The organism is Arenibacter amylolyticus (assembly GCF_002150785.1).
In the GTDB taxonomy this organism is placed as follows: Bacteria; Bacteroidota; Bacteroidia; order Flavobacteriales; family Flavobacteriaceae; genus Arenibacter; species Arenibacter amylolyticus.
Genome location: NZ_MTAZ01000048.1, coordinates 1 through 12,837 on the forward strand (window position 1 = coordinate 1; position 12,837 = coordinate 12,837).

The following is a 12,837-nucleotide window of genomic DNA, read 5'->3' on the forward strand; positions in this document are numbered from 1 at the left end:
AGCACCCTCTATTTTCTACTTACACAAATTGCGGGATAGTGTCGATTATGCATTGATGGCATCAGGATATAAAGGATGATGATTTACATCCATTACTACTTTACAATGGTAGAACATGTTTTTTTTAGTTGAAACTCTGAATGCCCTTTTAAGTGGTACAGATTATTACCTGCGTAGGGTTTGCCATTATAGAAAGCCACGATAGATGCTAATTTTTCGTCTTCAATGGTTTGGTCATATTCAAATGGGCTATATTGAGGAAACCGAACAAATTGCACGGGTATTTGGTTGGCTTTATTAAAATCGACATTATCAGCATCTACCGTCGCCATCAGAGTGTAGGTGGTACCCAAATCTATCCCGATATTTATAGGGTCTTTAGTGATTTTATCTTGTTCGGCTAAAGGGTAAATTCTAATTTTGCTCATAACTGTAAATTATTTTAGGAAATTTGATTTTATTATAGCATATGGCTTTGTGATAATTATTTTACATTGTTATTTATAAAACTTCCGGTGTTGTATAGTAAATTAAACAATAATCCTGCTCCTAGGAGAACATTAATTCCAGGGATCGTCATTAAACCTGCTATTAAAGTAAATTTTGCGATTTTTATTCCGGTTAACTTTACGAACTTTATTTTAAAAGTATCAAAAGAAATTTCTCCTTTTTTATATTCCAAGTATAGATAATATCCTGCTATCGCAATAGAAATGGTTGGTAGCCCGGGCATATAGTCCCAAAGCGAATCATCGTCGTCCAATTTTATCAATTTGCTTATGAACTCCGACACATCAGCTGTAAGCTCTTCGTTTGAAATATCCGTAGACTCCAATCCCAATTTATCGGCAATCTCCTCGGTAACCAAAATATAACCTTCATCGTGGCTGTTTATCCAATCATTTACATAAGAAGAGCTATCTGTTGCTTTTACTTGAACTGCAATAGTTTCACCTGTTTGCTCATTCGTTAGAAGCACATCTGTATCTGGGTGGTTAGTGTCAGTAAATAGCGATGCGGTAATTTCATCGCCATCTTCATTTTCTATTTGTACAAATTGTATCTCATGTAAAATGCCTTTTACGTTATTTGCCAGGCCTAACAATTGGTCTTCATCTAAAGCTTGTAAATAATCTTGTGTTTCATCCAAGCTTTTATTTTCCAAATCTGGTACTGCTCGTTTCAATGCTTGTAACACCAATTCTTCATCGGCGTTTAACTGCTCAATATCACCAAAAGTTAATTTAGCCAAAGCTCCTAAAACTAGGGTGGCGTCAATATTTTTTTTAATGTATTTTGCAGTAGACACTATAGCTCGTCTTTTCGTTTATTGATTTCTTCCTTATTTTTTTTAGCCGTTTTTTTGCCTTCTGCTCTAGCCTTTTTAAAAATGTTATTTAACTCTTCTTTATTTATTTTTTCCCCTTTTATTTTTTTAACAAAGTAGTAATCCATTACATGACCCATACCGAAGGTTAAACCGAAAACTAAGGGAATGGTCGTTATAGCCCCTAAAAACGGCAAAACTGTCTTGTAAGCTCCTATAGCGAGTTGCTGTGCAAGAAATCCGAGTCCAACCAGACCAGCCAATTCCTTGAATATTTCTTTAGCTCCTGCTTCAGAAATATTGTAACCTCTTATGTCAGCTAATTTCTTACCCATATATCCTTGGATAGGGGTCAATACAAATATGTCAGCAAAAGGGATAGGTTGTACAGCTATTGCCGCACAGAATGTACTAAAAATAGTTATGACCTTATCTACTTTTTTTTGATCCGTAAGATCTGTACGATTTTCAATATCGGAAACTTCTTTTCTAAGCTTTTCCTTAGCCTTATTAATTACTTCTGATGCCTTTTCTGTTATACCCATACCTTATTTTGTTTATTTCAACTGAAAAGTATACTACTATATCATTTCAAAAGTATACCATTTTAAATTAATTAACAATGGTACTTCTGTTCCTAGGGATATCCCTAGGAACAGAAGTATAGCGGGGACCTGGTACCATTTTTTCTTTTTTCATTTGTTTATCATTTCTTTGGTTTCTTTTAACCGATAGGACTCTCCATTCATATTTATGAGATATGCCTTATGGGTTAACCGGTCTACCTCAGCAGCCGTCAGTACAGGGTCCCCAAAGATCTCTTCCCAACGTTCAAACCCCAGATTGGTGTATGCATCCCACCAAACACATATTGTTAACTTAATTTCCTGCATCTAGCTTTGCCCATAAATTAGTATATAATGAGCAAGGAAGAGAAAATGTTTGCCCTTATCGAGGAATTTGAGGACAGTTCCCTTAGCGGTAGGGATTTTTGCAAGGAAAAGGGCCTTTTGCCCTCCACCTTCTATTACTGGAAGAAAAAGAAAGCACAACAGGAGACATCCGGGAGCTTCGGATTTGTTGCCATCCATCCTAAATCGGAAATAACGGGAAGCATAGAATTGATTTACCCTAATGGGGTCCGGCTACGATTGGATACCTCACAACTTCCATTGATCAGCAAGCTTCTATAGCTCTATTAATGTTTGCCCTGAGCTCCTACCAGACCTACTATTTCTACCCAAGGCCCTGCGACATGCGCAAATCGTTCAATGGCCTGAGCGGTCTGGTCAAGAACGAGCTGGGCAGGGAACCGACCAGAGGGGATGTATTTATTTTTTAAAACCGAAACCGCACCCATCTCAAGCTCCTACACTGGGAGGCCGGTGGTTTTGTGCTGTATTACAAACGCCTGGAACAGGGCAGTTTCAGCCCCCCGGTCTTTACAGGGGACAACCATTGTATGACCTGGTCCAAATTGGTTCTTATGGTTGAGGGGCTGCAAGTAAAAGAGGCCCATCAGAAACTCCGTTATCCGAGATAAAAAAAGTGATGGAACACCAATAAAAACAAGGGGTCTCAGTAGTTTCTACGGGTTGGTTTTTGTATCTTTACACCATGCAAGAACCCCTAGAAAACCTTACCAAAGAACAGCTTTTGGCACTCCTTGAAAAACAGGAAAAATCCTTGCAAAAGGAGGCCAGGAAATTGGCTAAAGTTGAGGGCGATCTTGCTAAGAGAGAGCATAGGATTTCCGAGCTTGAATTTCAACTGGCTTATTACAAACGCTTGGCCTTTGGCCAGAAAAGGGAACGCTTCGAGGGCGATAAGGACCAGATGAGCCTTCCCTTTGAGATGGAAGCGGAAAAGGCGGAAAAACAAGAAGGGGAGCTTAAAGAGAAACTCACTTATGAGCGCCGCAAAAGAACATTGGCCCATAAGGGAAGAATGGCCCTTCCGGACCACCTGCCCGTGGAAGAGATCAAGATCTACCCTGAAGGAGATCTTACGGATATGGTATGTATCGGGGAAGAAGTGACCGATGAGCTGGAGTACGAGCCTGCCAAATACTATATCAAACGCTACATCCGCTATAAGTATGCCCCCAAAAACAAAGAAGGAGTGGTAATCGGCGTACTTCCCGAGCGGGTAATTGAAAAGGGCATTCCCGGGGCAGGATTGCTGGCCTCCATCCTAGTGGACAAATATCAGGACCATCTCCCGCTTTATCGACATATGCAACGCTTTAAAAGAGCGGGGATACCCATAGCTTCCTCGACCTTGGAGGGCTGGACCAGGCAGAGCCTTAAAATCATCGACATTCTTTACCAATACCTCCTTGAGGATATTCGCTCCAAAGGATACCTGCAAAGCGATGAGTCCACTATAAAAGTGATGGACCCCAATAAAAAGGGAAAAACCCATAAAGGCTATTATTGGGTGCATCATTGTCCCATTGATGGCACCGTACTCTTTGATTACCAGCCCGGACGTAGCCGAGAGGCTGCCAAGCATGTATTGGCAGATTTCAAGGGCTATCTTCAGACCGATGGCTACGTGGCCTATGATAAAATAGGAAAACGAGAAGGTGTTACCCACCTAAACTGCTGGGCCCATGCAAGAAGGGAATTCGATAAAGCGAAGGACAATGACAAAGAGCGTGCGGAAAAAGCCTTGACCTTTATCCAAAAACTCTATGCAATAGAAGCCAGTGCCAGGCAAAGGGAACTAAATCCCAAGGAGCGAAAAGCCCTAAGACTGGAGGAGTCCCTACCGGTGATCAATGAATTTGGAAAATGGTTGTTCCAGCAGATGAAACAGCAACTGGTCCTACCCAAGAGTCCCATCGGAAAAGCTTTCCTATATACCATGAACCGTTGGGACCAGCTCAGCACCTATCTTTATGACGGCATCCTGGAAATCGATAATAACCTGGTGGAAAATGCCATAAGACCCCTGGCATTGGGAAGAAAAAACTACCTCTTCGCAGGTTCACATGATGCCGCACAAAGGGCCGCTGCCATTTATTCCTTTTTTGCTACCTGCAAAAAACACGAGGTAAATCCATATGAATGGTTAAAGTATACCTTGGAGAATATCATGACCATCAACCATAAGGACATCCGGGACCTTTATCCACAGAACTATAAAAAACTTAAAAAAGGATAAACCCGCTATAGGGTAAAGACCTTATAAGAATTAATCGGTTCTCCAAGACGTGGTTCGTGGGACGGATACAGCACAATTGGGTAATTTATTGCAAACGTCCATTTTTAGGTCCGGCTCAAGTAGTGGAATATCTTGGCCGCTATACCCACAAGATTGCCATCAGTAACCACCGAATAAAAAACCTAGACATTAATGGCGTTACATTTACTGTCAAGGATTACCGCAATGGGAGTAGAAAGGGACTGCTTCGTTTGGACGATGCCGAATTCATACGCAGGTTTCCCCACATCCTGCCCAAGGGATTCGTGCGCATACGCCATTATGGAATCCTGAGCAGTTCCAAGAAAAGTGAGTTGCTCCCTCTACTGCAACAAGTCTTGGGCAGACCAGTGAACCATGAACGACCGCCCTTGAAACATCGTCGATGTCCTTACTGCCAGATCGGGATTATGGTGACCATAGCGGTATTCGATAGCCGTGGCCCGCCCAAAGCATGGTCCGAAAAATTGAAAAAATTTGCCCCCAGCACAACGCACCAAAAAGCGTAAGGGGATGCCCATGGCCAAGATCAAGATAACAGGCAAGATAAGATCGTCCTAGACAGGGAGAAGGGTGCAGAAATATCATAAACGAACCTGAGCGGACAAGAGAAAGTGATTTTTAATAACGTTATGGCCCTGACAGGACTTCGATGCTCATCTATAAAACTCATTTAAACCATAGCAATCCCCATAGTAAGGCGCAACCGGACCCGGTTCAGTCAACAAGGTCTTCATGTTTGGCCGTACCGACCACACGAAGACTTAGTTATTGCCCACAGTTATTTTTTCTATTCCTTTTGTCGTTTTCACGATAAATTTTTCAGTCTGTCTATTTCTGTCAGTCTCGAACATTGTGATTTCAATAACTCTATTCGGATAGATTTCGTAATCAAAATTCCGAGCAATAATGTTGTGCAATTTTCCGTAATCTTTATGTTCCGCAATAATTTTAAGTCCGTTTAAATATTTGAGATAGTTTTCAGGTTTATCAATTCCGTAACTGCTTTTCTTTTCGGTCAAGTATCTAAAAATCCGACTGTCCCAAATCGCATAATCTATCGGATTGATAAAATGCAACAGTTTTGAAAGTCCTACGAGTGAATTATTTATCGAGTTCTTTAAAATTTCTAGTTCCGATTTGTCCAAAACGTGTCCGTTTTTCGCAGCGTTCAATAAGAACAATACTTTATCTTTTCGTTCCAAATTCAATTGGATTATTGTCGGCATCCAACCATAAACAAAATGACTTGCAATAATCAAATGGTGTTCCTCTATTTGGTCAAGATTCTCAAAATATTTTAGAAATTCTGGATAAGTTCGAATGTATGAATCATTCTCGGTCAGAATGAATTTTTCCGCATCTTTTAGTATCGTTTCAAAGTTCAGATTTTTCAATTCAGTTCGGTTTTCTTTAATTGTGGGCAACGGGAGTCTGCGCAGCAAACCTTTTTCGATTAAATTTAAGCAATCTGTTTTAATTTACATGGATATAGATTGTGCTTTATCGCCATTTCCTCGGCGATACTACAAATTGGCCATTACTAGTAAGTCTCCCCAAATTGCCGAAATTGACCGATAGTGATCGAATACAGTAAAACCATTAACTTAAAGTCTATGATTGAGCTCTTATGAACCAAGTTTGGACATAAGTCGTCTAAGGTTATAGCAAGTTATCATCATGATGCTTTCCTTGCATCAAGGTATATGTGAAACCCCATTGCCTTTTTAAAGTTCCGATCTGGTGTTCCTTGATCAGTTGCCGAAGTAATAATATTTTGGATTGTCTTCCTCTCATTTTTGATTTACCTCTAAGGCCACTTTATAAATGGATCGTTCGATGAACCATCCATTTTTGTTGGTGGTAAACTAGTTCCTTACGAGGCATACCTAGCAAGCTTTCGTAACCGTGTTATGCTTGAGCTTGTATTTTGCCTTATTATATACGCTGCCAATGGTTTTCAATATCTGGTCGCCGGGAAAGGTATAAGTGTTCCCTATTTTATCTTATTACTATCTATGAATTCCCAGTCCGAGTGCAGCACAACGAAATATCTGAAAACCTTATTGAATGCCCCTGGGTTGTTTTTCCTGAAATAATCGATTTTTCCTGGCGATGGTCTAACCCTCTTCAAGATCCAGTACGTAAGGTGGTGTGAGAGGCCCAGTCTGTTTCTATTTAGTGGTGAATTCGTCCACTCTATTGACCACAGTAATTTTTATTCAAAAATGCTTTCAGCATATGTAGATCTATGATATTCTTGTACTGCATCAACCTCATGTAAATAGTCCATTAACTCTTTTAAGATTATCAAATTAAAACTAGATGTCTTTGAATTGATGATATGAGTGATCCCATGGAATTGACGATGATGTAGATTGTCTAAATCCAATAAAGAAGTTATTTCATAGTTTCGCTTCCACTGCTCACCAAGTTCCCAGGCTATGGCTAGATTAACGTCTTTCTCGAATTTATCTTCATTTTCAAACTCTTGAAAAAGTGCATCAAGGTTGAATTTGTATTCCAAAACGTTCGGGTTCGATACTGTATCTATCGGTAATCCCAGTTCTTGAACTCCAAGCGGATTAGTAGTTTTATCGAACAGGTGATTTTCTCTTGGTTCTTTTATATAGTATTTGAAAATACCATCATAAGTGGCATATTGGCTAGTTGCTAGTAGTTTAATGCCTCTTATCACACCTCCTGCAATTAGTTGATTGAATAGAACTATTACGTCTTGTTCGGATTGTGGAATAGATGAAATAGAAATTTCATTTATCGGTTTGAAGAAATTTGGGTTGCTCAGGTTCAGGGGGTTTGAATCCTCATGAGATTCCTGTTCTTTGATCCAATTGTGAAGGTTGATTTGAGTTGTAATTACTGGCTTTGCACCTGAATCATTTCTCAACTTTGACTTCCACTGTTTCAATTTATTCACAATTCCAACAGCAATATACTCACAAAGCTCTTTTATCTCTGGTTGAAAGCCCTTTCTTCCTAAATCAGGGTCAGCATTTTTCAAATGAACAATTACATGTGTTTGATTTTGATAACCAATGTTTGAAGTAAGTGGGATTGCGATATAATCTCCTTGGAGCATATTATTGTTTGCAATGAGTAAGCCACCTCTTAATACTCGATATCCTTTTCTAAGCTTAGCTAAGTGGTCATTAAATTCATCCCATAATTGAGTAGAGTACCCAAAGTATCCATAGGCTTCAATGGAGTATTCATCAATCAGGGCATGATGTTGTGGTTCCAGTTTATTGGTTGGCAATGACTTAACTTCATCAGAATTAAAAAACTCGTACAATCCATTTAATCGCTCAAACTTTGCAGGAAGCTTTGAAGGATCTTTTCCTTTATTCATCAAAGATTGCTGAGTTTCTAAAATTTCTTTTATATCCGCACTTGCTTTTATTTTCGAATGCGGATATTTATAAGAAGCTGGTCTGTCATCTATGGTAGTAATATTTCCTTGATTATCGGTAACACTTAGATGAAATTTGGTTGGCGATGAATTTTTATCGAAATAAATGCCACCTAGCGGAGTTTTTAAAAGCAATAGGAAAATCCATTGTTCAGCATATATGGCGGTAAAGTATGAGAGGGTTTTTGGTCTGGTATAGTCGCCTCCAAAATTTATTTTAAAAAAAGTTCCTTGGTCGAGATCATTGAACTCTTTAGGTGTTTCACTATACGGTCGAACCATGGGTCTTGTTACTAAGCCTTCTTTATCTTCAACCCATTTTCGCCCATTAATCATTTGACCAATAAAATTGAAATCAGCGTTCTTTGTACCAAGGGTTAGTTTATTAAATCCATACGCAATATATGTTGCTCCAACTCCTTTATTTCCCCTTGTTTCACTACCGTCCTTAAATGAAATATTAGGTGCCAAAAAAGCTTCAAATTCCTTTTTTTGAAATCCTATTCCATTATCTATAATTGTGAAGCTATTTTCCGATAGATCAATATTTAACCAAATTTTCTTCTCGATTCGTGAATCTACCTTTTTACGCCTATCGACAGAATCCAGTGAATTTTGTATCAACTCAGAAAAGGAGTCGAATATTCCCACATAAGACTTTAGGATGTTCCTTATCTCTCTTTTTTTTGCTGCATTTATTATTTCAGAATCAAATCCTTCTGAACTATTTAGTGGGTCAAATTCTAAATTCATATTTATTAAATTGTGGCCAAAGTACGTGGATAGTGACTTGTTATTTTATATCTATTTTAAGACCTGCTAATGTAAGACTTTATTTACTATTTCGGAAGTGGTTTTACAAAGAGGTAGTCGTCCTGTTGGTAAAATTCGATGAAGTAGTAGGAGTAATCGATAGGTAATGGGAAATTTGAATCTAGATTATCCAAAAATTTCAGAGATATTACCATTAGCTCTTCATTTTTCAAGTGATAAGAATTTGAGGTAGTGAAGAAGACTCTCGACTTTACATTGGAAGAAACTAGCTTATAGGGGTTGAAGTGATATTTAAACTTTGATTTTCTTTTGCTTTTGACCAAAAGCGGTCATTAATAGTCCTATAATCATGAACAAATGCATTATAATATCAAATTGTAAATATGATTCAAAATCAAATAGCTTTTCTATAAATATTCTCGAAGCTAAAAGTCCAATTAGTAAAAAAGCTATTACGAAAATTAAGTTTGTTCTATTCTTTATCATTTTTTCTTTTATTTAAGAAAGTGAATAGCCAAAATGACCTAAAGAACCTCCCACTCCAAAGGCACTTATCATCATTCCATCCCAAGCCAAAGACCCAACTCTAGCTGTAGTTGTTGTAAGGGCTATACCTAAACCTATCAAACCTATTGCACCACCTATCCAACTCCAAGAGTCACCATCAATTTTTTCCAAAGCATTTAAATCTAAAGCTTTCATGAAAATGTAATTTTATAGTTATGCCATTCAAAGTTTAAACAGGGTTTAAAAATGGTGAATGGCTCTAGTCATTTATTCCCCTTAATATTACGTTTGATCATTCGGATGGTCACCTGTTTTAACCGCTATGTTTTTTAGCCTAGAGTCCAAGATATTTTTAGTTATTACATTACTATGTCGTTGTCAACTAATGTAAGATATTATTTACATGTAAAAAAATTATTTATGAATTGGATAATATGGCCTAATAATGGATGAAATAATTTGGTAAAGTATTCTGTAATATATCTAATTGGAAAAGTTGAGTGTCTACATCAAATTATTGATCACAGTTAGATGTAGGAGGCTATAAAGGATGGGAGAATGGACATTCTCCTTATGTTTGTATTTCAAAGAAGCAACTGCAGGTTTGAGGCTTCTGTTTAGATCTTCTTTTTAAACTCAGTCAAGGCAGTTACAATAGCGGCTTCCATTTCCTTGTATTCCTCTTGTACATCGGCTTGATAGACAATATTTTCACCAATATTGGTCTTTGGGATAAATTCATTGTCCTCCGAAAGGATCCATGCTGGATTATACCCTAGGGAATAGTAATACAATATCAATTTAATAGTTGTTAAGGAAATGGCTCCACGCTCTACATTGACCAGGGTATTATAGTCCATATCGAAACGCTCCGTGATGGCTTTAATGGAAAATGCGCTGGTACGCCTGTTACCGGTATCCTTTTGTATCAGCTCTTCACGTATCAATTTTAACCGTTCACTGATATAGTTAAAATCCTCGGTAGGAGCTTTCATCAACTCGTAAATGTCTTTCATGTTTTGAATGATTAATTTTCCATATCCAATGCTATAGGGAAGCTAGAGAATAAGCTCTCTAAATCCGTTGTGCTGCCATTGGCTAACTTTGGAGAATCGGTTTCCGATAACACTTCAAAGTTAGTGATTTCATTTTGCCTACGATAAGCATCTGCCAATTCCTTTTTGGCCCTGCTATGGAAATCGGTAATAAAACCATTGGCGATAATGTCGTTCTCTTGGAGGGATTTTTCTATTTCACCGCCTATCTTATTCTTGTCAAATACTGCTAACTTCGGTTTTTTTCCTGTGGCACGACAATACTCACGTTCCACCAGCGTATTGATATCCTGGATCACTTTCATGAAATTTTTCTCCAAAACCCTATTCTTCTCTTGCTCTGTGAACATCCGATCTATCAAATTCGTAATATTTTCTTTTATAGAGTTTCTTGAATCGGTATCCTCTTTTGTAAACCTCTCTATTTTTGATAGATGATCAAATAGCTTTACTTCCTTGGCGATTAGCATAAACTGAGACTGTTTAATGGAATTTTTATAATGTGCTTTGGTAAATCCATCAAGGTACTCGCCGTAGAAGTTTCTAGGATCCCTCTGATGGAAATCGAGATGCGTCAACACCTCAAAAAAATCTAGGTTTTTTAAAATGCCCATTTTTGAGGCTACCAGTTTCCGATGGTGCTTATTTTTAAATTCGGTGTGAGCGGGAAGTTCGTATTTACCTTGGATTTTCTTTGCTTCCATGTTGGGTTTTATCAATCCGCAACATAATTTTTGTGCTATCGGGTGCTCAAAGGTATCGGCCACTATACCTGCAAAATGCCCGGTGGACATACTGGTTATCCTGCTCTTTGGTAGCAAGGACGAAAGGATGGTACTAAAATTGACGGTAGTGTCCTGGTTGGAAACCGCCTTGCTTCTTTTTTCCTGATGGATACGACCAAAGATCTCACTGATCCGACGAGCTGTTTCTCCTTTTGCCGCACCACTGAAGACATTGGAGCAGTTGTCAAAAATGACTTCTGCCAGTTCCCTGCCATAATCGGCTATTAGTTGAGTGATGCTCTGTATGCCCAGTACAGTTGCCACATAGTGGGCCCGTCCCGTATCGATAATTCTACGCAGTCCCATAATGAATACAGTGGGAAGTTCATCCAAGATCAGACCCATTGGCCTACACCCTGGTTTGTTCACCACCTGTAGCGCCTTGTTAATGTATAATCCAATGGGAGCGGCGTATATTTCAGAGCGGTCCGGATTGTTTTGAATGCAGACTATTTTTGGGCGTTGAGGATTATTGATATCCAATTGGAAATCGTTCCCAGTCATGATATAAAAGATTTCCTTGTTGGCCAGCATCGAGAGTGAAATCTGGGCACTGGCGGTCTGTCCTGCCAATTGCTGACTTGCTTTTCGATCCATGGCATCCTTAAAGGGTATCATTAAACTGCAGACTTCCACCTCCTGCATCATAATTTCCAACAGGTATTCGATGTTGATAGTAGATAAGGTAATCACATGGGGGAGGGTACAGAGGTACTCTCCTGTTTCCTCTGATTTCTTTTTTAAATACCAGATGAGTCCAGCCACAAAACTAATGGCGCTTTTGGAGAAAAAATCACCGCGTTTGATCCATTCCCTGTTCAGGTTCTTCATAATAATAGTTGCGGCATCCGAAGCATCCGTCTGGTTTTGCATGAGGTAAGGGTCTATAGGATTGCAACGGTGCGATTTCTCAATGTTGTCAAAGCTCAAGATATAGAATTCGGGAAGTCTGTGTGATTGGTCCGCTTCCTTGGGTAGGTCCTTTTTCCGGCGCCAATAATTGTAGGCGATTTTACTAAGGGTATCCAACTTAAAATCGTAGATCAGCATGGTATAGTTTTTTGTGATCATCTGTTCTATGATCTCTTCGATCAAGGCAAAGGACTTCCCACTGCCTGGAGTCCCTATAACCAACAAAGCTCGGAACAGATTCACGAAGTTGACCCATCCTTTGCGGAGCTGTCCCCTGTAACGATACTCATAAGGGATGTTTACGGAATATTCGGTCTCTATCTTTTCTTCCATTTGCCGGAAGGATTCGTTCTGGTCATTGAATGGATCTTCCTCGGCCTCGTTAGAAAAGTTCGTTACTTGGAATAGGTGAACGGCCCCGGTAACCGACCATATAAAACCAAGACAATATAAGACAAGAGAGTAGCACAGTAACGCAACTAGAATGGTTTTAAAATAAGCCGTAATAAATAGTAACAGACTCCCGAATGAAAAGTATACCAATCCGGTGACAAGGGAGCTGTTTTCTTTTTTCCTGGGGTTATAGAGCATCACGCTCCCCAAGACAATCAGTAGTAATAAGGATCTGCTAAGCAATGGTTTCTGCAGTGTAATGAACCTGCCTAGAAAATCATGAACCACTTCGGAAAGGGGCGAATCCCATTCCAAATATTGCAGTAGGGGGTAGTAGGGGATAAATCCCAATACCACGAAGAAACCTACCGATAGCAGCATGGACGAAAAGGCCAGATTTTGATTGTTCATGATTGGTTTGTTTTATTACACAAGCCTTACCAGATT

General features: G+C 39.1%; 11 protein-coding genes and 2 pseudogenes. 4 read left to right on the top strand and 9 right to left on the bottom strand.

Going from position 1 to position 12,837, the window contains the following annotated elements; translation table 11 throughout:
* Positions 1-95 precede the first annotated feature (95 nt).
* From BV214_RS14365 to BV214_RS14380, 4 genes are all read right to left on the bottom strand, one after another.
* On the bottom strand, positions 96-428 hold the full coding sequence (locus BV214_RS14365; protein WP_086478207.1) for a hypothetical protein: 333 nt from the start codon (positions 426-428) through the stop codon (positions 96-98).
* 56 nt (positions 429-484) lie between these two features.
* Positions 485-1,309: a hypothetical protein gene (locus tag BV214_RS14370; protein WP_086478208.1), complete on the bottom strand. Its 825-nt coding sequence runs from the start codon at positions 1,307-1,309 to the stop codon at positions 485-487.
* Positions 1,309-1,872 carry a YcjF family protein gene (locus BV214_RS14375; RefSeq protein WP_086478209.1) on the bottom strand — a complete coding sequence of 188 codons (564 nt, stop codon included), beginning with the start codon at positions 1,870-1,872 and terminating at the stop codon, positions 1,309-1,311. Before BV214_RS14375 ends, BV214_RS14370 begins: the two co-directional genes overlap by 1 nt.
* 150 nt (positions 1,873-2,022) lie before the next feature.
* The gene (locus BV214_RS14380) at positions 2,023-2,220 is read right to left on the bottom strand and encodes an ATP-binding protein (RefSeq protein ID WP_217868791.1); all 198 of its coding nucleotides are present in this window, start codon (positions 2,218-2,220) and stop codon (positions 2,023-2,025) included.
* Between the two features lie 27 nt (positions 2,221-2,247).
* On the opposite strand from BV214_RS14380, the gene tnpA reads away from it, so the two are divergent.
* The 4 genes and pseudogenes from tnpA to BV214_RS14400 form a co-directional block, all read left to right on the top strand.
* Complete coding sequence (gene tnpA, locus BV214_RS14385; protein WP_086478210.1) at positions 2,248-2,520, top strand: IS66 family insertion sequence element accessory protein TnpA; 273 nt, start codon at positions 2,248-2,250, stop codon at positions 2,518-2,520.
* Positions 2,521-2,528: 8 nt separating this feature from the next.
* Positions 2,529-2,870, top strand: a pseudogene (gene tnpB / locus BV214_RS17195) (IS66 family insertion sequence element accessory protein TnpB).
* 74 nt (positions 2,871-2,944) lie between these two features.
* Positions 2,945-4,495 carry an IS66 family transposase gene (gene tnpC, locus BV214_RS14395; RefSeq protein WP_086478211.1) on the top strand — a complete coding sequence of 517 codons (1,551 nt, stop codon included), beginning with the start codon at positions 2,945-2,947 and terminating at the stop codon, positions 4,493-4,495.
* 47 nt (positions 4,496-4,542) lie between these two features.
* Positions 4,543-5,043 (top strand): annotated as a pseudogene (locus tag BV214_RS14400) (IS91 family transposase); the annotation flags it as partial.
* A gap of 255 nt (positions 5,044-5,298) precedes the next feature.
* On the opposite strand, the gene BV214_RS14405 reads toward BV214_RS14400, so the two are convergent.
* The 5 genes from BV214_RS14405 to BV214_RS14430 all read right to left on the bottom strand — a co-directional run bounded on the left by BV214_RS14405 (position 5,299) and on the right by BV214_RS14430 (position 12,801).
* Complete coding sequence (locus tag BV214_RS14405; RefSeq protein ID WP_086478229.1) at positions 5,299-5,931, bottom strand: hypothetical protein; 633 nt, start codon at positions 5,929-5,931, stop codon at positions 5,299-5,301.
* Positions 5,932-6,752: 821 nt separating this feature from the next.
* Positions 6,753-8,717 (bottom strand): ATP-binding protein, encoded by a 1,965-nt coding sequence (locus tag BV214_RS14410; RefSeq protein WP_086478213.1) that lies wholly within the window; start codon positions 8,715-8,717, stop codon positions 6,753-6,755.
* A gap of 519 nt (positions 8,718-9,236) precedes the next feature.
* Positions 9,237-9,440: a hypothetical protein gene (locus BV214_RS14420; RefSeq protein ID WP_086478215.1), complete on the bottom strand. Its 204-nt coding sequence runs from the start codon at positions 9,438-9,440 to the stop codon at positions 9,237-9,239.
* 422 nt (positions 9,441-9,862) lie between these two features.
* Positions 9,863-10,261, bottom strand: a complete 399-nt coding sequence (locus BV214_RS14425; protein ID WP_086478216.1) for a hypothetical protein — start codon at positions 10,259-10,261, stop codon at positions 9,863-9,865.
* Positions 10,262-10,272: 11 nt separating this feature from the next.
* Positions 10,273-12,801 carry a type IV secretory system conjugative DNA transfer family protein gene (locus tag BV214_RS14430; RefSeq protein WP_086478217.1) on the bottom strand — a complete coding sequence of 843 codons (2,529 nt, stop codon included), beginning with the start codon at positions 12,799-12,801 and terminating at the stop codon, positions 10,273-10,275.
* Positions 12,802-12,837 lie beyond the last annotated feature (36 nt).